This window comes from Arenibacter sp. ARW7G5Y1, from assembly GCF_003201775.1.
Taxonomy (GTDB): Bacteria; Bacteroidota; Bacteroidia; order Flavobacteriales; family Flavobacteriaceae; genus Arenibacter.
Window position 1 is genome coordinate 214,608 of record NZ_QJJZ01000008.1, and the last position, 24,241, is coordinate 238,848.

Annotated in this window: 9 protein-coding genes; 8 read left to right on the forward strand and 1 reads right to left on the reverse strand. The window is 40.8% G+C overall.

Annotated elements, in window-relative coordinates; all coding sequences use genetic code 11:
* Positions 1-34: 34 nt before the first annotated feature.
* Positions 35-4,333, forward strand: a complete 4,299-nt coding sequence (gene rpoC, locus C7972_RS13425) for a DNA-directed RNA polymerase subunit beta' (RefSeq protein WP_110356681.1) — start codon at positions 35-37, stop codon at positions 4,331-4,333.
* Positions 4,334-4,446: 113 nt separating this feature from the next.
* Entirely contained in the window at positions 4,447-4,758 is a 312-nt protein-coding gene (locus C7972_RS13430; RefSeq protein WP_072863284.1) for a DUF3467 domain-containing protein, read from the forward strand.
* A gap of 64 nt (positions 4,759-4,822) precedes the next feature.
* Here the strand turns inward: C7972_RS13430 and C7972_RS13435 are convergent, their stop codons facing one another.
* Positions 4,823-6,412 (reverse strand): peptide chain release factor 3, encoded by a 1,590-nt coding sequence (locus C7972_RS13435; protein WP_110356682.1) that lies wholly within the window; start codon positions 6,410-6,412, stop codon positions 4,823-4,825.
* 618 nt (positions 6,413-7,030) lie between these two features.
* On the opposite strand from C7972_RS13435, the gene C7972_RS13440 reads away from it, so the two are divergent.
* The 6 genes from C7972_RS13440 to C7972_RS13470 form a co-directional block, all read left to right on the forward strand.
* The gene (locus C7972_RS13440; RefSeq protein ID WP_110356683.1) at positions 7,031-10,021 is read left to right on the forward strand and encodes a gliding motility-associated C-terminal domain-containing protein; all 2,991 of its coding nucleotides are present in this window, start codon (positions 7,031-7,033) and stop codon (positions 10,019-10,021) included.
* A 15-nt stretch (positions 10,022-10,036) separates the two neighbouring features.
* Entirely contained in the window at positions 10,037-10,990 is a 954-nt protein-coding gene (locus C7972_RS13445; RefSeq protein WP_110356684.1) for a type IX secretion system membrane protein PorP/SprF, read from the forward strand.
* Between the two features lie 10 nt (positions 10,991-11,000).
* A complete protein-coding gene (locus C7972_RS13450; RefSeq protein ID WP_110356685.1) occupies positions 11,001-12,938 on the forward strand; it encodes an OmpA family protein in 1,938 nt (645 codons plus the stop codon).
* A gap of 208 nt (positions 12,939-13,146) precedes the next feature.
* Complete coding sequence (locus C7972_RS13455; protein ID WP_110356686.1) at positions 13,147-16,527, forward strand: PA14 domain-containing protein; 3,381 nt, start codon at positions 13,147-13,149, stop codon at positions 16,525-16,527.
* 350 nt (positions 16,528-16,877) lie between these two features.
* Positions 16,878-22,049 carry a Calx-beta domain-containing protein gene (locus tag C7972_RS13460; protein ID WP_110356687.1) on the forward strand — a complete coding sequence of 1,724 codons (5,172 nt, stop codon included), beginning with the start codon at positions 16,878-16,880 and terminating at the stop codon, positions 22,047-22,049.
* 1,134 nt (positions 22,050-23,183) lie between these two features.
* On the forward strand, positions 23,184-24,241 hold a 1,058-nt coding region (locus tag C7972_RS13470), incomplete at its 3' end, for a hypothetical protein (RefSeq protein ID WP_220020906.1).

The following is a 24,241-nucleotide window of genomic DNA, read 5'->3' on the forward strand; positions in this document are numbered from 1 at the left end:
ATAACAAGAATTAAATTAGTATCAGATTATAGTTATGGCTAGACTAAAAGATAATAATACCATTAAAAGGTTCGATAAAATTTCAATCGGTTTGGCATCTCCAGAAGCTATTTTGGCAGAGTCAAGAGGTGAGGTTTTAAAACCTGAAACTATTAACTATAGAACGCACAAGCCTGAGCGGGACGGTCTATTCTGTGAGCGTATTTTTGGTCCTGTAAAGGATTATGAATGTGCCTGTGGGAAATATAAGAGGATTCGTTACCGTGGTATTGTTTGTGATCGTTGTGGGGTAGAGGTCACGGAGAAAAAGGTACGTAGAGATAGGGTAGGACACATTAATTTGGTTGTTCCTGTTGCCCATATCTGGTATTTCCGTTCCTTGCCCAATAAAATTGGTTACCTATTGGGTTTGCCTTCCAAGAAATTGGATATGATTATTTACTACGAACGTTATGTAGTAATTCAGCCGGGTATTGCCAAGGGACCGGACGGTGAGGAAATCCAAAAAATGGATTTCTTGAGCGAAGAGGAATATTTGAATATATTGGAGTCCATTCCACAAGAGAATCAGTACTTGGAAGATACTGACCCGAACAAGTTTATCGCTAAAATGGGTGCGGAATGCTTAATTGATCTTTTGGCGAGAATAGACTTGAGCCAATTGTCCTATGAATTAAGACATAAGGCCAATACCGAAACTTCCAAACAGCGTAAGACCGAAGCCTTGAAAAGACTTCAAGTAGTGGAAGCCTTAAGGGAGTCTCAGGAAAATAGGGAGAACAGGCCGGATTGGATGATCATGAAGGTGATTCCTGTTATTCCACCGGAACTACGTCCTTTAGTACCGCTTGATGGTGGCCGTTTTGCAACCTCGGATTTAAATGACCTTTACAGAAGGGTTATTATAAGGAACAACCGTCTTAAAAGATTGGTCGAGATCAAGGCGCCAGAGGTGATTCTTAGAAATGAGAAGCGTATGCTTCAGGAGGCAGTTGATTCTTTATTTGACAACACACGTAAGGCATCTGCAGTTAAAACAGAATCCAATAGGCCACTAAAGTCACTTTCAGATTCACTGAAAGGAAAACAAGGTCGTTTCCGTCAAAACCTTTTGGGTAAACGTGTGGATTATTCCGCTCGTTCGGTAATCGTCGTTGGACCTGAAATGCAATTGTTTGAATGTGGTTTGCCCAAAGATATGGCAGCTGAACTTTACAAGCCTTTTGTTATCCGAAAGTTGATCGAAAGGGGTATTGTAAAAACGGTGAAATCTGCCAAGAAGATCATTGATAAGAAAGAACCTGTAGTTTGGGATATTCTTGAAAATGTTTTAAAAGGACACCCAGTATTGTTGAATCGTGCCCCTACATTGCACAGACTAGGTATTCAGGCGTTCCAGCCAAAGCTTATTGAAGGTAAGGCTATACGTTTGCACCCCTTGGTGTGTACTGCATTTAATGCGGATTTTGATGGGGATCAAATGGCAGTTCACTTGCCTTTGGGACCTGAAGCTATTTTGGAGGCACAACTTTTAATGTTGGCATCACATAATATTTTGAACCCTGCAAATGGTTCTCCTATTACCGTACCATCACAGGATATGGTCTTGGGACTTTATTATATGACCAAAGAAAGAAAGTCAACTCCAGAGGTAGCGGTAAAAGGAGAAGGTTTAACGTTCTATTCCTATGAAGAGGTGGTTATCGCCTTTAATGAAGGTAGGCTAGATCTTAATGCCGGTATAAAGGTACGTGCCAAAGATTTTAATGAGGCTGGTGAATTGGTCAATCAAATCATTCCAACAACAGTTGGTAGGGTATTGTTCAACATGGTAGTTCCAGAGCAGGCAGGATACATTAACGAGGTATTGAACAAAAAATCGCTTAGGGATATCATTGGTAATATATTAAGTGTTACCGATGTTCCAACAACAGCCGATTTCTTGGATAAAATAAAAACTATGGGATATGAATTCGCTTTTAAAGGTGGATTGTCCTTTAGTTTGGGAGATATTATTATTCCGCCTGAGAAGCATGAAATGATTGCGGATGCCAATACACAGGTAGATGGTATTATGGCCAACTATAACATGGGGCTTATAACCAATAACGAGCGTTACAATCAGGTAATTGACGTTTGGACATCTACCAATGCCATGTTGACGGAATTGGCTATGAAGCGTATCCGTGAGGATCAGCAAGGATTTAACTCTGTGTATATGATGTTGGATTCTGGTGCAAGGGGCTCCAAGGAGCAGATTCGCCAGTTGACCGGTATGCGTGGATTAATGGCAAAACCAAAAAAATCTACTGCTGGAGGTGGGGAGATCATTGAAAACCCCATTTTATCCAACTTTAAAGAGGGTCTTTCCATTCTTGAATACTTTATATCTACTCACGGTGCACGTAAAGGTCTTGCGGATACGGCGTTGAAAACGGCGGATGCAGGTTATCTTACACGTCGTTTGGTGGATGTTTCACAAGATGTAATTATCAATATTGAGGATTGTGAAACACTAAGAGGGGTTCAGGTTGAGGCCCTTAAGAAAAATGAAGAGATTGTTGAAACTTTAGGGGAACGTATCCTTGGAAGGGTTTCTTTACATGATGTTTATGATCCTATTTCTGAAGAATTGCTTTTAAAGGCAGGTCAGGAAATTATGGAATCGGATGTGAAGAAAATAGAAGCATCCCCAGTTGAAAAAGTAGAAGTGCGTTCTGCTCTTACATGTGAGGCGCAGAAAGGTATCTGTGGTAAATGTTACGGAAGAAACTTGTCTACCAATAAAATGGTACAACGTGGTGAGGCTGTTGGTGTAGTAGCTGCACAGTCTATCGGTGAGCCAGGAACACAGTTAACATTGCGTACTTTCCACGTGGGAGGTATTGCAGGTAACATCTCTGAAGAAAATAAATTGGAGGCCAGATTTGCCGGTGTCGCTGAGATTGAAGATTTAAGGACAGTTTCCAGTCAGGATGGAGATGGTAAAAAATCAGAGATTGTAATTTCTAGGACATCAGAGATTAAGGTTGTGGATGCAAAATCTGGAATAACACTAAGTACCAACAACATTCCTTACGGTTCACAGTTGTTCATTAAGAATGGTGAAAAAATAGAGAAAGGTCAGGTTATTTGTTCTTGGGATCCTTACAACGGAGTTATTGTTTCAGAATTCCCGGGACAAATTGCATATGAGAATATTGAACAAGGTATTACGTATCAGGTAGAGATTGATGAACAGACTGGATTCCAAGAGAAAGTAATTTCAGAATCAAGGAACAAGAAATTAATACCTACCCTATTGATCAAAAACAATAAGGATGAAGTATTGCGTTCTTACAACCTTCCGGTTGGATCGCATATTATGGTAGATGATGGAGACAAGATCAATGAAGGTAAAATTTTGGTTAAGATACCGCGTAAATCAGCTAAGGCTGGGGATATTACGGGTGGTCTTCCAAGAGTTACCGAATTGTTCGAAGCCCGTAACCCATCCAACCCTGCTGTTGTTTCCGAGATTGATGGTGTTGTTTCCTTTGGTAAGATCAAAAGAGGTAACCGCGAGATCATTATCGAATCCAAATTAGGTGAGGTCAAGAAATACTTGGTTAAATTGTCCAATCAAATTCTTGTACAAGAAAATGATTACGTACGTGCAGGAATGCCATTGTCCGATGGATCAATCACTCCAGAGGATATCTTGGCCATCAAAGGACCTTCAGCGGTGCAACAATACTTGGTGAACGAAGTTCAGGAAGTATATCGATTGCAAGGGGTGAAGATCAATGATAAGCACTTTGAGGTAGTAGTTCGTCAAATGATGCGTAAAGTGCGTATAGAGGATCCGGGAGATACTATCTTCTTGGAAAATCAATTGGTTCACAAGGATGATTTCATCCAAGAGAACGATGAGATTTTCGGACAGAAAGTGGTAGAAGATGCGGGTGATTCCGAAAACTTAAAGCCGGGTCAGATTGTTAGTGCCCGTGAATTAAGGGATGAGAATTCGATTCTTAAACGTAACGATAAGAATTTGGTTACTGCAAGGGACGCTGTAGCGGCAACAGCTACACCAATCCTACAAGGAATTACACGTGCTTCCTTACAGACCAAATCATTTATTTCTGCCGCTTCTTTCCAGGAAACGACCAAAGTACTTAACGAAGCTGCTGTAAGCGGTAAGGTAGATACGCTGGAAGGATTGAAAGAAAACGTAATTGTTGGTCATAAAATACCAGCAGGTACGGGAATGAGGGATTATGAAAATATCATTGTAGGTTCCAAGGAGGAATACGATGAAATCATGGCCCGAAAAGAGGAATTGAAATTCTAAATAATAAGAACCTCGGTGTTATTCACCGGGGTTTTTTTTTGGACAATTGACAATTTGTTTGTTACTTGTTCATTAGCTTTTAGTTAAATAGTAATAGATAATCATTTTTTATAATGAGTGATAAGGATCAAAATCAAAAACAGATCAACATAGAGCTGGATGAGAAAACGGCTGAGGGAATATATTCCAATTTGGCTATAATCAATCATTCCGTTTCAGAGTTTGTAGTGGATTTTATAAGCATGATGCCCGGGGCTCCCAAGGCAAAGGTGAAAAGTAGGATTGTGCTTACCCCCCAGCATGCCAAGAAATTCTTAAAGGCGCTTGGTGATAATGTGAGTCGCTTCGAAAAGGCACATGGAACAATAAAGGATTATGAGCAGCCTCCCATTCCATTGAATTTTGGACCAACGGGTGAAGCTTAAAAGCAATAAAAAAACCTTCTGTATTAGCAGAAGGTTTTTTGTTTTACGGGAATCTATATGTGATTTAATTGAATTCTGAAGTAAAATGAAGTTTTACGTTAGGGTATTTCTGCTGGGTCATCTGCAGTGAAAACTGGGAATCCGCAAGAAAAACAAGTTGCTTGCGTTTGTCCATGGCCAAAAACTTCTGCTTTACCCGTTTAAATTCCTTAAATTCCTCACTGTTCCTGTCCTTGGGGTCTACCCAACAAGCTTTGTAAACCGGGAAATTTTCATAAGTGCATTTGGCGGCATATTCGTGCTCCAAACGATATTGTATTACTTCAAATTGTAAGGCTCCCACAGTACCTATAACTTTTCTGTTGTTCATTTCCAAGGTGAATAACTGGGCAACCCCTTCATCCATTAATTGGTCAATTCCCTTGTTGAGCTGTTTGGCTTTCATGGGATCTGCATTATTGATATATCTAAAGTGTTCCGGGGAAAAGCTGGGGATACCTTTGTAGTGTAGAACTTCACCTTCCGTCAAGGTATCTCCAATTTTGAAATTTCCGGTATCATGTAATCCAACAATATCCCCAGGATAGGAAATATCCACAATTTCTTTTTTCTCGGCGAAAAATGCATTGGGACTGGAGAACTTCAAATTTTTGTTTTGTCGGACATGTAAATAGGGTTTGTTCCTTTCAAAAGTACCCGAAACTATTTTTATGAATGCAAGACGATCCCTGTGCTTTGGGTCCATATTGGCGTGTATCTTAAATACAAAACCAGTTAATTCCTTTTCATTGGCCTCTACAAGGCGCTCTTCGGCCATTTTGGCCCGGGGCGAGGGGGCAATATCTATAAAACAATCCAACAGTTCACGCACTCCAAAATTGTTCAGGGCAGAACCAAAAAAAACGGGTTGCTGCGTTCCCTGGAGATAACTTTCCTTGTTGAAGGGGGGATATACACCGTTGACCAATTCCAGGTTGTCCCTGAGCTCAGTGGCTGCTTTTGTACCTATAATTTCTTCTAACTGTGGGTTGTTAATATCGTCGAAAGCTATAGTGTCCTCAATATTTTTCTTATTGTCCCCACTAAAAAGATTGATGTTTTTTTCATAAATATTATAGATTCCTTTAAAATCATAACCCATGCCGATCGGGAAACTTAATGGGGTAACGGAAAGTCCCAATTTTTGCTCAACTTCGTCCAATAAATCGAAGGCATCTTTTCCTTCACGGTCCAATTTGTTGATGAATACGATCATTGGAATGTTCCGCATTCTACAAACTTCCACTAATTTTTCAGTTTGCTCCTCTACACCTTTTGCAACATCAACAACAACGATTACGCTGTCAACGGCAGTTAGGGTTCTAAAAGTATCTTCCGCAAAATCCTTGTGGCCTGGAGTGTCCAGTATATTTATTTTTTTGTCCTTGTAGAGAAAGGCAAGAACAGAGGTGGCAACTGAAATACCTCTTTGTTTTTCAATTTCCATAAAGTCACTGGTAGCAGTTTTCTTTATCTTATTGTTTTTAACAGCTCCGGCCTCCTGAATGGCACCCCCGAAAAGGAGTAGTTTTTCAGTAAGTGTAGTTTTTCCCGCATCGGGATGCGATATAATTCCGAAAGTCCTTCTTCTTTCAATTTGTTCCCTAAAACTCATTGATCTTTTGATTTCGGCAAAAATAAGTCAAATTAATTTTTTTCAACCAGCAAATATGGGTTAATGCAACAAAGAATTATTAATTGGCGGATATTTTGAATGTATAGGTAACAATTGGAGTCTTGTGTGGCTTTGGTTCTTGTGGTATCGATTTTATTCTTGAAGTCTATATGACATTTGAATACGGTTGCCTTGCCCGTCCAGTGCCTTTTGTGATTCACATATTATTTTTGGGAATATTCTTAATTTTTGTATACCTTTTTTTAGGTATTAAAGTGAGTATATTTTAATCAAAATAGATAAAACCATTCGTCGGGTTTTGTTAAATGATAGGTCTGTAATGTATTTTTCACCAATGAAAAAGTTTAGGTCAAGTGTTGTTCAAATAATATTTTTTACAGGTTAAACATATTTTTTTCAAAGTTATTTTTGTAAATAATTAACACTTTGTCGAGTAATACGGTTATTGGCAGATTTTATATAATTTACAGATTGAAAACCTTATGAGTATTGATTTTTTAGATATATCTTGCATGTAATTTTGGAGTTGGCCCCAACTTCTTACATTTGTTTTTACCTATTATGCCATGGTGATCAGTTGATATAAAACTATCATTTATGGAGAATATTACTTTTGTGAAATATAGGAGCACTTTAGCCCGCTATTTTTCACTTATCGCTGTTATTTTTGTTTTTGGAAGTTCTTCCTCCTATGGGAATACCTATGTATATAATTTTAATTCTATTCATGGGGAACCCGTATTGCATGAAGACGATGATAAAGAAACATCAGATATCAAGGAAAATTCTTTGAATGGATTTTGGGATCTTTTTGCTATCGGTAATATTGATTTGTCTGGTAATGGCATGGCTTCAGCATTTGCTTTAAATCCTGGTAGTCCTCTTTCCACTACAATAATAGGTTCATCATCGGCTACAGCTGTGGATTCAGATGGGGATGGTGTGACCAATGATAAGGAAAATGAGGATGGTACGGATCCGAATAATCCTTGCGATTTTATTTTGGCCCATCAGAACTGTGCGCCGTCCACTGCTTGGAAGAATGCCGATTGCGACGGTGACGGAGTAACGAATAAAAAAGAAAAGTTGGATGGCACGGATCCATTGGATCCCTGTGATTTTATTTTGGCCCATCAGAACTGTGCGCCGTCTACTGCTTGGAAGAATGCGGATTGTGACGGTGATGGCGTAACCAATGAAAAGGAAAAGGAAGACGGTACGGATTTATTGGACCCCTGTGATTTTATTTTGGCCCACCAGAACTGCTCACCATCAACGGAATGGAAGAATGCGGATTGTGACGGTGATGGCGTAACCAATGAAAAGGAAAAGGAAGACGGTACGGATCCATTGGACCCCTGTGATTTTATTTTGGCCCACCAGAACTGCTCACCATCAACGGAATGGAAGAATGCGGACTGTGACGGGGATGGGGTAACCAACGAGGATGAGAAAGAAGATGGCACGGATCCATTGGCCCCTTGCGATTACAACCCTGAACATATTACCTTGGCCCAGAGCGGCGACTATTTAACAGTTGATTGTGACGGGGACGGAGTAACCAATGGGGATGAGAAGGAAGACGGTACGGATCCATTGGATTCCTGCGATTTTGTATTGGCCCACCAAACTGTAGCTCCTTCCAATAGTTGGGACGAAGCGGACTGTGACGGGGATGGGGTAAACAACGAGGATGAGAAAGAAGATGGTACGGATCCATTGGACCCTTGCGATTACAGCCCTGAACATATTACCTTGGCCCAGAGCGGCGACTATTTAACAGTTGACTGTGATGGGGACGGAGTAACCAATGGGGATGAGAAGGAAGATGGTACGGATCCATTGGATTCCTGCGATTTTGTATTGGCCCACCAAACTGTAGCTCCTTCCAATAGTTGGGACGAAGCGGACTGTGACGGGGATGGGGTAACCAACGGGGATGAGAAAGAAGACGGCACAGATCCATTGGATCCCTGCGATTATAATCCAGAAAGTGTTACGTTAACCCCTACTGTTGATTGGGAGGTTCTTGATTGTGATAATGATGGAAATCCGAATGGAACCGATCCGGATCCACTTGTAGCGACTGCAAGGGATGACTCAGGGTCGACCCCTGCCTTGACAGAGGTGGCAATCAATATTTTGGAGAATGATGATTACTTGCCCAATAATGACCCTGATAATTTGGGAATTACAAATCTATCCATGATTGGTGGTAGCGCTTTGGGAATTGTATCTTTTGATGAAGAAACTGGCTTTTTGACATACACTCCAGTGGAATCCGAATCCAACACAACTGTTACTATAGTTTATCAGGTATGTAATGTTATTCCCGATCCCAGTGTTTGCGCATCGGCCACGGTAAGCATTCAGGTAGGTCCCGATTTGGACAATGCAATCGATGCGGTGGACGACGGATATAGTGTGGATACGGGTGTAAGTGGTGTGGTTCCGGGAAGCAACGTACTGGACAACGATACCATCAACGGCGAGCTGGTAACTGCAGAGGAGGTAATACTTACATCTACACCAACGGATGAACTTACGATCAATGAAGATGGAAGTGTTAGTGTGGCCCCGGGAACGGCCGACGGCACCTACACAATAGAATATACGATCTGTGAAGCGGCCAATACGGACAATTGTGATACGGCCACGGTAAGCATTCAGGTAGGCCCCGATATGGACAATGCAATCGATGCAGTGGACGACGGATATAATGTGGATACGGGTGTAAGTGGTGTGGTTCCGGGAAGCAACGTACTGGACAACGATACCATCAACGGTGAGCTGGTAGCTGCAGAGGAAGTAATACTTACATCTACACCAACGGATGAACTTACGATCAATGAAGATGGAAGTGTTAGTGTGGCCCCGGGAACGGCCGACGGCACCTACACAATAGAATATACGATCTGTGAAGCGGCCAATACGGACAATTGTGATACGGCCACGGTAAGCATTCAGGTAGGTCCCGATATGGGCAATGTGATCGATGCGGTGGACGATGGTTATACAACCGATACAGACAATACAGGATTAATACCCGATAGCAATGTACTGGACAACGATACCATCAACGGCGAGTTGGTTGCCGCTGAGGACGTTGTGCTTACATCCACACCAACGGATGAACTTACGATCAATGAGGATGGCAGTGTTAGCGTAACCCCAGGTACGGCCGATGGCACCTATACCATAGACTACATGATCTGTGAAGCGGCCAATACGGAAAATTGCGATACAGGTACTGTTACAGTAGTTGTAGAAGAAGGTGACGAAGATGAAATAATTGAAGTAAATCAACTCGTGACCCCTAATTCGGATGGTAAAAATGACTTCCTATTCATTAGGGGGGTTAGAAATGCCAATAACAATACTTTAAAGATCTTTAATAGATGGGGTGTTTCCGTTTATGAAGGAAAGGGGTACAATAATCAAAATAATGTATTTGACGGTAGGTCCAAGGCAAGGTCTACAGTTACTGGAAACAATTATTTGCCCGCAGGAGTTTATTATTATATTTTTCAATATGAAAATAAACAGAAGAATATTACAGATAGTGGTTATATTTATGTGAGTAAATAAAATATTTTATAGTAGATGATATATAAAAAGAGTCTCCTCGTTACCGTTTTATTGTTGTTTTCCTTCTTTGCGGGACTATATGCCCAGCAGGATGCACAGTACACCCAATATATGTACAATACCATGAGTGTAAACCCTGCATATGCGGGGTCTAGAGGGCAATTAAGTGCAGCGGCACTTTACCGTTCCCAGTGGGTAGGTCTGGAAGGTGCACCCAAAACGCAGACCTTAAATTTGCATTCACCAATAAGAAATAGCAGATTGGGTTACGGCATTTCCATTATTAATGACAATATTGGGGATGGTGTAGTTCAAGAAACCCAGTTGGATGCAGTGTTGTCCTATACCGTTGATGTAGCATTGGATGCCAAATTATCCTTTGGATTAAAAGTAGGAGGAAATATGCTCAGTTTGGACTTTAATGGATTGAACAATTTTGATTCTGAAAACATTCAAGGCGATAATATTGATAATAAATTTTCTCCCAATTTTGGTGTGGGCGTGTATTATCATACCAATAAATTTTATGCAGGTCTATCTGCACCAAATTTAGTGGAGACACAATATTTTGACAATTCGCAACGAGATCCCAATTCGGTGGAATTCCTTTCAAAGGAAAGAATGAATTTTTATTTGATTACTGGTTATGTATTTGACCTTAATAATAATTTTAAGTTTAAACCTGCACTATTGACCAAAGTTGTGGGCGGGGCACCCTTACAAATTGATTTATCCGCCAGTTTCTTGTTCAATGACAAATTTAGTTTTGGTGCTGCCTATAGATGGGATGCGGCCTTAAGCGGTCTTTTGGGCTTTCAGCTGAGCGATCAGTTTATGATCGGCCTGGCCTATGACAGGGAAACTACCGAGTTGGGGGGGACGCAGTTTAATGATGGGTCCTTTGAAGTGTTTTTAAGATTTGAATTGGTGAAATCGTTCCGTAGAATGGTATCTCCGCGTTTCTTCTAAAAAAAATAAAATGATAAAAAGATTTTTTTTGCTGACAGTATTATTTTCTGTCCTTGGTAACGTCCTCATTGCCCAGGATAGATTGATAAATAAGGCAGATGAAAAATATAGGGACTATTCCTTTAGTCCGGCCATAGACATCTATAAACGCGTATTGGACAAGGGATATACGTCAGCGGATTTGTTAATGAAATTAGGAAATTCCTATTATTTTAATGCAGAATATAAAGAAGCCTCTGAAATTTATAAAAGACTCCTAAATGAATATAAGGAGGGAATTGGGCCTGAATACTATTTTAGATATGCCCAGACTTTGAGGTCGTTGGGGGAATATGATCTGTCCAAGGATGTAATGGCACAGTTTACCCAAATAACGTCTGCAGACGTTAGGGCCAATCTTTATATGACCGAAAGGGATTATTTGGCGGAAATAGAGAAAAACTCCGGGAGATATGAAATTGGAAAATTTGCCTTCAATTCTAGATATTCGGACTTTGCCCCTTCGTTTTATGGACAGGGGCTAATATTCTCTTCGGATAGGGATACCGGCAATTTGGCACGCTATAGACATACTTGGAATTCCAAAGATTTTTTGGACCTGTACAAGGTTAATGCGGACAGTGTTTCTGAAAACAAGGTGGTTAAATTTGGGGAGGATATAAATACCAGATATCACGAATCTACTTCGGTTTTTACCAAAGATGGCAATACCCTTTATTTTACCAGAAATAATCTATTTGATGGTAAAACCGTTAAAGACGAGAAGGGAGTGGTAAGGCTTAAAATTTTTAAGGCGGTCAAAGAAAATGGTATATGGACCCATATAGAGGAACTTCCTTTTAATAGTGAATCCTACTCTATAGCACACCCTGCACTTAGTCCAGACGAAAAAGTATTATATTTTGCCTCCGATATGCCCGGTTCCTATGGTGAATCGGACATTTTTAAAGTAGCCGTTAACAGCGATGGTACCTATGGGACGCCAGTAAATTTGGGCAACATTATTAATACGGAAGCAAGGGAAACCTTCCCGTACGTTACTAGTGAAAATGTACTGTATTTTTCGTCCGATGGTCATCCTGGCTTAGGTGGCCTGGATATTTTTGCCACAAAAATTTCTAACAGTCAATATATAGGGACCGTTTTAAATGTGGGAAAACCTGTAAATAGTGAGTTGGACGATTTTACCTTTATTATAAATGAGGAAACTAGAAACGGCTATTTTGCTTCAAACCGCGAGAATGGAATGGGCGAGGACGATATATATAGTTTTGTGGAGACCAAAAAATTGGAATTCGATTGTATTAAACCAATAACAGGTACCGTAAGGGACAAAATATCCAATGAGGTCTTGGTTGGGGCAACGGTAAAGGTCATTGATGAGAATAATGAGGAATTGGCATCGGTAATTACGGATTCCAATGGAAATTATAGCATAGCCATAGACTGTAATCAGGGTAATTTTGTGAGGGCTACTATGCAAGGTTATGTACCTTCCGAGGAGTATTTAAATTTATCGGATAGTAAGCCATTGATAGTTGATTTTTATTTGGAAAGGGATAGGGTTACGGCCGGCTATGGGGATGATCTTGCAAAATTATTGCAGTTGAGTACCATTTATTTCGATTTTGATAGGTATAATGTAAGGCCGGATGCAGAAATTGAAATTCAAAAAGTAATTGCTGCCATGGAGAAGTATCCAAGTTTAAAACTTAAGGTCACCTCCCATACGGATAGTCAAGGGAATGATGCCTATAACCTATGGCTGTCCCAAAAAAGAGCAGAATCTACCGTTGCCTATATGATTTCCAAAGGAATTAGTGGCGACAGATTGGCAGGGGAAGGGTTCGGTGAAACCCGTTTGGTGAACCGCTGTGTCAATGGCGTTAGATGTTCAAAAGCTGAGCATCAATTGAACCGTAGGTCGGAATTTTTGATTTTGGAATAGAATATTTTAATAACTTCATAAAAAATGCAGTTGCCCAGGCAACTGCATTTTTTTTTGCGGGATTCGACTTTTTAAATCACGGACTTCAGGTTTTGATAATTTCACATGTGCTTAGAGAGGTTTTACAACATTGATTTTGTAAACATTTTCAAAGCACTAGATTTGTAGGGAATTTTATTGGATCTAGACCTTGTACTAAAATACGAACATGATTTTTTTCTCTACATTATTAAAATCTGGTGTCTTTAAGCAAGGAATGGTATTAATTTCTTTATTGCTCGTATGCCCCTTATTTGCACAAACCACTATTTGGAACGAAAATTTCTCGTATTCCAATGATGTTGCTACAGGGACGGCAACAGGAATATCCCCTACTAATTGGTCGTCTGGTAATGGTGCGCTTGTACGTTCCAATAGGATAGAAACAAGATCCTCCAGCGCCTCCGGTTATTGGAGGACGGACCCAATTAATATAAGAGGTTTGGCCGACATCAATCTAGGTTTTGACATAGCTGCAAATAATGTTGAAGGTACGGACCGTTTTTCATTTAGATATCGTTTGGATGGAGGAACATGGGTAAATATGGTGGACCCGGTCTTGAATCCAAGTAGTAGTTATTCTTTTTCGATTCCTATGGGTGCTACCTTGGAATTGGAAGCTAATTTTTCAACCAATGAGAGTAACGATAGATATCGGCTCGATAATATACTATTGGTAGGTAATCCACCTATGTGTACCAACACCTTGGCCTATGAGTTTTATGATATGGTGCCTGCTGGAAATTCTGTAGACAATATTCCTACTTTCGGAGCTTTGTCTACCGGCCAAATAGGCAGTTTTAATGTTGGAACCCTTCAAAATACGGTGGATCCAGGTGATACGGACTCCTTTGCCATCAGGTACACGGGATATATACAAATAGCAACGGCAGGAGCCTATACTTTTTATACAACCTCGGATGACGGTTCAAAACTGTTTATAGATGGGACGCAGATTGTAAATAACGATGGAGATCACGGTTCCCAAGAAAGAAATGGTTCTGTAACCTTGACCCCTGGTTTTCATCAAATTGAGGTGTTGTTCTATGAGAATGGAGGTGGTCAAGTACTCGAAGTCAGATATCAAGGACCTTCTATTTCCAAGCAATTAATTCCTTTCAGTATACTTTCCAATGATTGTACCGTACCCTTGATGGATACCGATGGTGATGGTATTCCGGATAGTTCCGATATTGATGCGGACAATGACGGGATATTGAATATAAATGAGTGTGGTACCGTTAGCGGGGGTGTTGTACAAATAGCTTCCAACGTACTGCATTTTACCAACCCTTCCAATGCCCAGGGTACCCCGGGAAATACATATGCCCATAACCCCACATCGGTATATCCGGGATCCAGTTCTAGGTTACTTTTAAGGTTTCCCGAACCAGTGACTGTTGGTACCGAGATAACGGTTTATTTGGGGGCAGACCCCTCAGTTTCAACATCGGACATGCAAATACAACGCTCTACGGCCGCTGGTGGTAATAATGGATATTTAGCGGCAGCAAATGGAGTGCCTAGCGGCAGCATTTCCCAATATACCTTTACCGTTAGTGGCAGTGCAATAGAGTATATTCGAATTGAAGCTTACCAAGTAGGCGCCCGGGTTTATGGAGCTAAATATGGTGACGGAGGCTGTGATTTATTGGACACCGATTTGGACGGAGTGCCTAATTATTTGGATTTGGATAGCGACGGGGACGGAATACCGGATAATGTAGAGGCACAGACTACAATAGGTTATTTACCTCCAACAACTTCGGATTCCAATAATGATGGGCTGGATAATGCTTATGGGGCCAATGGATTGATACCCGTAGATACCGATGGTGATGGGACACCTGATTTTATGGATACCAATAGCGATAATCAGGGACCGGATGATAGGGCGGAAGCCGGCATAACCCTTTCTGGAGGCGACACGGATAATGATGGATTGGACAATGCCATAGATACGACCAATGGATATGGCGATCCAGGGGGAAGAATAGACAACCCTTTAAATACGGATGCTGGTTCAATAGCTTTACCCGATTTTGATAATGATGCATCCACGGGAGGGGATCTGGATTTCCGGGATGATATAGATACTGCTGCAGATCAACCTCCTACCATAGTTGCAACAGGCGATCAATTGTATTGTCCTGGTGTGGCCGTTCCTATTGTTCAGACAGTAACCATTACCGACCCTGATGATACTGAAATTTGGTCGGTTTATGTTCAGATAACTACGAATTATGATAGTTCTGGTGATGTGCTTTCACTAAGTGGTTCTCATCCTGATATTAATGCTTCTTGGGATGTTCCCGAGGGGAAGCTGAGTTTGATAGGCCCTGCTTCTTTAGCAGATTTTGAAGCGGCAATTTTAGATGTTGGGTATAATTCTTCTGGAAGCCCAACATCGGGAACTGTTAAGGAGTTTTCGATAGTCTTGGCGGAAGCAAATTACTTGTTGTCAACACAACATTATTATGAATATATTCCAGCTGTAGGAATTACCTGGACAGCGGCCAGGGATGCAGCCGAATTACGTACGTTCTATGGACTACAAGGATATTTGGCTACATTGACCAATACTGATGAAGCAGATCTTTTGGGAAAACAATCCAGCGGCGCAGGTTGGATAGGTGCCAGTGATGCTGCCGTGGAAGGTGAGTGGTTATGGGTAACCGGTCCTGAAGCTGGGAACCAATTTTGGACGGGGGCACAGACAGGAACGGTAACGGCACCCTATAATTATGCCAATTGGAACAATGGGGAGCCAAATAATTCAGGAAATGAGGATTATGCCCATATCAATGCACCAGGTACCGGTTTCGATGGTTCGTGGAACGATTTGTCCAACACAGGTGCTGGAAGTGGGAATTATCAACCCAAGGGGTATTTAGTGGAATATGGAGGTATGCCGGGAGACCCACCCTATCCACAAATTTCAGCAGTTACAAGGATAGTGGTGGATAATATTGATCCAACAGCGAGTAATCCATCGCCGCTTAATGTGAATTGTATAGTGGATATTCCTTCTCCAGACCCTGAGGTGGTATTGGATGAGTCCGATAATTGTACAGTAAATCCATCCGTAATTTTTGTGGGCGATGTGAGTAATGGAGGCAGTAACCCAGAAATTATAACACGTACCTATAGGATTTCCGATGTGGCAGGCAATAGTACGGATGTGACACAAACGATAACCGTAAATCCCATAACAATAAGTTCGGCTCCTACCGACCAGACTATTTTTGCCGGGTCGTCTACCAATTTTACAGTATCTGCCAATTACGTGGATTCATACCAGTGGCAGGTGAGTACTGATGGAGGTACACTCTACAACAACATAGCTGATGGGGTGGAGTATTCGGGCACCCAATCTGCAACTATGACAGTGAAGACCGTAGGATTGGACAAAAACGGTTATAGCTATCGCGTTTTGGTTTCGAAATCAGGTTCCGGTTGTACAGCGCTAATTTCGGATTCCGCATTGTTATCCGTTAGAGTTAAAACTGTTATTACCAATAAGAAAATTACCTATAGGGTAGATATGTAGCAGTGTTTTCTGTGGTTTAATAACTGGCCGGTTTTTAGTCAATAGCTTGCTAAATTGAAATTTACAGAATGTTGTTTCTATGCAGGTTATCGACCAAATACATGGAGGCATTATAGGTCAATTTACCTGCCTTTTAATTTTCTTAACAGCAGAATTCATACTCTTCACGGTGACTTGGGTTCCTTACACAACAATATTTAGGTCATAGTTCCAATGAGTTCTATTTTTATTTTTTACAAAGGATTGTCTTAATTGGGATAATAAAGGAGTTTTTATTTCCTGATTAATATGTAGAAGTAAATGAACCTAGATTTTCTGTTGTTAAAATAGGCTCACAATGCAAAGTGTTAATGAAGATTTTAAGTAGATATCTAGTTTTTTTACTGGCATTATTATCGATGTCAGGTCTTTTTGGGCAGCAGACCTATTTGGACAATTTTGGCAATACTTCGTATTCCAATAATAACGGGAATTCTAACTTTTCTACAAATTGGGATGAAGATAATGATGGCGATAGCCCATCAGGTGGAAATATTCGTATCACAGGTAATAGATTGCGGTTTGATGAATTGGATAATAACGATAGGATAAGGCGGTACCTAAACTTGGATGGTGCTACCGCCGTGACATTGACTTTGGATTATGATGCAGACGATAGGGGAAATGAAGGCTTGAATGTTCAACTTTGGAACAATTCCACTTCATCATGGCAAACCATAAGCTCCATTAATAGTTCTAACTCCGGTACCATTTCACATACTTTAACGGCAGCCCAGATTTCAAGTAATTCGGCTATTCGTTTTGTTTCCAATAGTAATGGTTGGGGAAACAATGAGCGCATTTATATCGACAACGTACTATTTACCGCTATTTTCAATCCTGTAATATTGGTTGATGATGTTACCGTTAACGAGGGGGATGGTACGGCTACCTTTACCGCAACCCATACAGGGGCAAATGCCGTTGGAGCATTTACCGTGAATTATGCAACCTCCAATGGTTCCGCAATAGCTGGTTCCGACTATTCTTCTTCAACAGGTACACTTGTATTTAATGGGCTATCGGGTGATTCTGAAACAATTACTGTTCCATTATTAGATGATGCCACTTCAGAAAATAATGAAACATTTACAGTGCGGTTTACAAGTGCTTCCAATGCTAGTGTTGATATTTCAGATACGGCCGTAGGAACCATTGTTGATAATGACACTTTTATCATAACCAATGGTGCTACCGATAATACTTGTAGTGGTACTTTTCTTGATTCTGGAGGGTCTGGAAATTATTCCAGCAATCAGAGTTTTGTATACACCCTATGTCCGGATACGATCAATACAGATCTATCTTTGAATTTCAACAGTTTTGATCTGGAATCAGGGTATGATTTTTTATATATTTATGATGGGACATCTACCTCGGCCACTTTAATAGGTCAATACCATAATGGCAATCCACCCCCTTCTTCTATAACCGCAACCAGCGCTTCAGGGTGTTTAACTTTTAGGTTTACCTCAGATTATAGTGTAACTGGTACAGGATGGGAGGCATTAATCTCTTGTTTGCCTAGAGGTCCAAGGATGAATATTGAGGATGTTACAGTAAACGAAGGAGCAGGTACTGCAACGTTTACAGTTACGCATAATGGTCCAAGTGCGGCAGGTGCTTTTACCGTGGATTATCAAACGGTAAACGGTTCTGCGAGTTCGGGAAGTGATTATACCTCTACTACGGGAACTTTAAATTTCAATGGAACCACTGGAGATTCTGAATCTTTTACAGTTGCCATAATCGATGATGGTATAATAGAAAGCAGTGAAACCTTTACCATTGAACTTACAGCATCATCCGATGCCAGTGTTAATCTTACCGATACGGCCGATGCAACCATTGTTGATAACGACGGGATTATAATGACCAATGGAACTACGGTAAATACATGTAGTGATACGTTTTTGGATCCTGGAGGGATAAATAATTATAATAATAACCAGGACATTGTATATACTATTTGTCCTGATGTTGTAGATAATTACATTAGTTTGGATTTTATTGGTTTTGATGTAGCCAATGACGATCGCTTATATATTTATGAAGGAACAACAACTTCTGGGACCTTAATAGGGCAGTACAATAATAATAATGTACCGGATATTATAGAGTCTACCCATGCTTCCGGTTGTTTAACATTTAGGTTTACCTCCAATGGTTCCAATACGGCAGGAGGTTGGGAAGCGGAGGTTAACTGTTATCCAGAGGGTCCTAAAATAGTTATAGATGATATTTCCTTTGACGAAGATGTAGGCAATGCAGTCTTTACAGTAAGGCAGACAAGGGCAAGGCATGGATATAATTTTTTGTTCAGTTTTATACATGTTCCATTTACAGTAAATTTTGAAACGGTAGATGGCACCGCTTTGGCAGGTAGTGATTATACGGCGACCACTGGGACCTTGACCTTTAACGGTGAACTGGGAAATGTCCAAACTATTTCGATACCTATTTCCAATGATGGGGTTCCGGAGAATGCGGAAGAGTTTACCATAAGATTTACTGGGGCTACTTCCACATACGGTACCATTAATTATTCGGATACTGGAACAGGAACTATTAACACGCAGATTCTGGCCAATGATCCGTTGACACTTTTTCAGGAGTTTGACGGGTACTACGATTATTCTACTACAGGAGGTACTTTGAGAACGGAAAGCAACAGTGGAAACGCATGTGCTATAACAACGTCTTCTTCCAATACGCTGGTTTCTCCAATTCCGGCCTCGGCCACTGTGGAAAGGGCCTATTTGTATTGGGCACATTCCAACACCGTACGTGATCCGGATGTAACATTTGAGGGACAAAATGTTTCTGCAAATTATTTATACCAGACTACGCTGACCAACAGAAATTTTTATGGCTATGTAAGTGATGTAACCAGTATTGTACAAGGGATTCCCAACCCATCAACAAATACTTACGACTTTAGCGATCTGGACATAGACAATACAGGAAGTTACTGCTCAACCGCTACAGTGCTTGGGGGATGGACTTTAATTGTATTTTATGAAGACCCTTCATTGCCCGCTGTAAATATTAATTTATACCAAGGTTTTGATGGTCTAAGCAATTCGGGAACTTCTTTTACCCTGGATTCTTTCTTTGCTATTGCGGGCTCTGGGGCAAAAGCCTCGTTTTTATCTTGGGAGGGCGACCCAAACTTGGATGGTTCAAGTTCTGGTTCCAGCAATCCCGAAGAACTTTCCATAACCAATCAATCGGGCACTACTTACGTGCTTTCAGGAGACGGAGGTCAATCGGGCAATAATGCCTACAACTCCACTATTTATGACAATACGGTAGGTCCGGTGTACAATTCCGCAACTTCATATGGAGTGGATCTGGATACCTATGATATATCTTCATATATACTGCCATCGGATAGCCAGGTTACCGCTAATGTAGATGTGGGGCAGGATTTTGTAATCTCTGCTGCGGTGGTTATTAAGGTTCCTTCCAATTTAATTGCTGGCCGAGTTTTCGAAGATGTAAATTATCCAGGTGGGCCTGGTCGGGATAGGTTGTCTTCCGGGGGATTACCTGTATCTGGAGCAGTTGTGGAACTATTTGATTCCGCTGGCAATTTTATACAGAGAAAGAATACTGATATCAATGGCTATTATTCCTTTGGGGGAATGGCCGATGGGGACTATCGCATAAAGGCTGTTAATTCTACCGTGCGCTCAAATAGGGGCGGACTAAATTGCTCTACCTGCTATCCGGTACAAACCTTTAGAAAGTACCGTGGCCCTTCCTCTTTGATAGAGGTAACGGACGAGGTAGGAGGTGCAAATCCTAGTGCCCAGCAAGATGTTGCTTTGGGAGTTATAAATAATGCGCAGAGTGTATCCACGGTTTCCGTAGCAGGTGATGGAGTAGTGGGCATAGATTTCGGTTTTAACTTCAACACCATAGTAAATACCAATGAATTTGGTCAAGGCTCGTTGGAACAATTCATAGTTAATTCCAATAACTTAAATGAAACCGGATTGGATATAGAGGCCAATTCCATATTTGACCCTGCTGCTGGTGAAGATACCTCTATATTTATGATACCTTCTACATCGGATGCATTAGGGAGAACAGCTGATTCCAATTTTGCCAATGGATTTTTCGATATCAATATTACTGATGCCTACCAGTTATCAATAATAACGGGGACAAATACCGTTATTGATGGTAGGACCCAAACGGCTTATTCAGGGGATACCAACTCAGGGACCATTGGGGACGGAGGTACAAGTGTTGGAATTTCTGCTTCCGTACTGCCCAATTATAATTTGCCTGAAATTCAAGTCCGTGGAGATTCCAGGGAGTTGTTTAGGTTGGAAGGAAATGGTGCTACCCTTCGAAATTTAGGGGTATATAACAATGATAAGTCGACCATTCAGGTAAATTCAGGTACTGCTTTTCTATACGAGAATTTACTCGGAGTAAATGCATTGGGAGCTAAGTCGGGAAATTTGGAATATGCCGTGGAAATTGTAGATGGGGAAACTACCATCGCCAGAAATTATCTCAGTGGTTCGGACGAGGCCGCAGTTCATTTGGATGGAGGAACCGCTACAGTTATCGAATTTAATCACTTTTACAGAAATGGAGCAAATGATACATGTTCAGAAAATATTTTAATTGAGGATGGCAATGCGATAACCATTCGCTACAATTTAATCAATGAGGCAGCAGGAATTGGATTGGAAGGGGATGACTATGCTGCCGGATTGATGATAACGGAGAACACCATTACCAATAATGGTATAAATAATAATGCCTGCGGTGGAGGAATATTCGATGATTCGGGTATTCGTTTGAAGGCAGCAGATGCCACTGTTTTTAGAAACGTAATTCACAGTAATCAAGGTGAGGGAATCGTAGTGGCGGAGAATGTTTCCGGTGTTTTGATTTCGCAAAATTCTATATATAACAACGGACAGCGAGCCCCGTCCTTGGGAATAGATCTGGATGAATCCAAAAAGAATGGGGATGGGGTAACCTTGAACGATTCCGGGGACGGAGATAACGGTCCCAATAATTTGTTGAACTTTCCAATAATAGAAGCTGCATATGCTACGGGAACCAACCTGGTTGTGGAAGGTTGGGCAAGGCCTGGGGCAATTATAGAACTATTTTTGACAGATATAAACCAAGGAACCGCCACCGCTGGGGACAACCAATTGGGAATGACAACCGACTATGGAGAGGGCCAGACTTATTTGGCCACTGTAGTGGAAGGCAGTGGTTCGGATACCCGATCCGGGGCATCTTCTTTTACTGATTTGGATGGGAATACAGATAGTACCAATAGGTTTAAATTCTCCATCCCTCTTCCTTCAGGCGTTGTAAAAGGGGACTTTTTAACCTCTACTGCTACTATTTCCAATTCAACCTCAGAATTTTCACCTCATAGTATTATAAAGGGATATACGGTAATTACCAATAGGCGAATAACTTATCGTGTTAAAAAGAATTAAATGTTATACGTTTCTTATTAAGGCATTTCTCTGTTGAAGCTTTTCAAATGGCAAAAAAACAAACCTTAAATTTGAAGATGTCGCCATTTTAATCTTTGGCATTTACTTTGGTAGGGTATCCAACATTGCGAAAACTTGTATTAGATCTTTGCAATACATATGATTTGTTGGTCACTTAGGATTACGCCCACTTAATTTCAATAAGGATTTGCCTTCATAAAAAAAACACCTGTTTTTTTTATGGAGCCCTTTTGCTTTACCCAAATACATTGACCACATTTCAAAATAAACGCCTCCTCTTTAAGATTTATCACTGATTTTGGGGATTGGGATCCATACCCTTTTTCCTGACATGGCCAATAAAAGAACTGCCCATAATGTTAAGTTATTTGATTTTTATGATGGTTTTACAGCTGATAATAGGGGCAGGCTTACCATGATCCCATACTCTGAAAAGAGTCGGTGTACAGCTTGAAAATCGACAAATTACAAGTTTTAAAACTAGTTGGTCTGCAACCATAAATACTTTATAACAATTGGAATCCTTTGGACGAGTTGCTTCGGAAAGCAATTGGGTACAATTAATATGTCTAAGAAGTTATTCGAAATCCTAGGATTTGGGTTTGGGGTCCGATTTTACAGGATTGGAAAAAGACAATTTAACGCATTGATAATTAATCGATTAATTCTGCTGGATACTGTCCAAAGTGCTATTTTACTTTTGTTTTTTCAATTTTCGGAAGCTGAGGTTTTAGAGCCGTTCAATACGGATAAAACCCTCAAAATCTATCAGGAAATAATGGTTGGGATTAAAACTAATTAGTGGAATTATATCAAATTACAAGCAAATTTCCCACAGATTTTTCCCACAAATTATTTTCGGCAAGTATTGCTATTATTGGGATAATCGACGAGTGAAATCACTTGAAAATAGACCTTCGTATAGATCAAAACCTCAATTATCCATGTATAGACAGTACAAATATAGGGTTACACAACATTTATTTCCCACTGCCATGTATACGGCTAATTTTGTATGGTGTTATAAATCGGTTTGGTTCAATTACAACAGTTTTGAACATTCAAGACCGTTGAGTCACACTAAAAAAGACCAACTTAAGTAAAGTATATACCATGAAGAAGGGGATTTTAATAATCATATTTCTAATTTCTGGATTTGCCTTGGCGCAGACAACCGTAAATTTGGAAGACCAGTGTAATTGTGAGGTATTGAGTGGTACACTAGTTACTGCGCCTGGGACAACAACACCTACTGGTGCCGATGTTGGGGATGTATATGTAAATACAAACACAGGAACGATATACTTTTGGGATGGGGACTCGTGGGAGTTGACATCTACGGATAGCCAGCAAATTCAGGTTTTTAGTTTTAATCCCGTTAACAATCAGTTGACACTTACCCTTGAGAACGGCGGAACTTTTAATGCAGATCTAAGTAGCCTTGCAGGTGATGGTAATATTACATCAACTACCATTGATGTGGGTGGGGACATAAACGCTTTGTTGGGAGATGTAACATTGGAAATTGGGGATGATGCTGTTACGAATTCAAAATTGGCCGATAACGCAGTTCAAATAGAAAATATTTTAAGCGGAGGTATCGACAAAGTTTTGGTCACCGACGCAACAGGTTTAGTTGCTTGGGTTGATAAGTCGGGTTTTGCAACCATCGCCGATCAAATAACGATCACTGGGGCTGGAACTGTTGGAGATCCCTTCAAAGTAGAGGATCTATCCATAGTAACGGCAAAACTGGACGATGGAGCGGTTACCACGATAAAATTAGGTGATGACGCTGTTACCAATGCCAAGTTGGCGGACAATGCGGTACAGACAGAAAATATATTGAGCGGTGGTAACGATCAGGTATTGGTCACCGATGCGGTGGGAACGGTGGTTTGGGTTGACAAGTCCAGCTTCGATGCCATTGCGGACCAGGTTACCATAACAGGGGTAGGTACAATAGGCGATCCTTTCAAAGTAGAGGATCTTTCCATAGTAACGGCAAAATTGGACGATGGAGCGGTTACCACGATAAAACTAGATGATGATGCCGTCACCAATGCCAAGTTGGCGGACAATGCGGTACAGACAGAAAACATATTGAACGGTACCATTTTAACGGAGGATATTTCCTCAGGTGGTAACGATCAGGTATTGGTCACCGATGC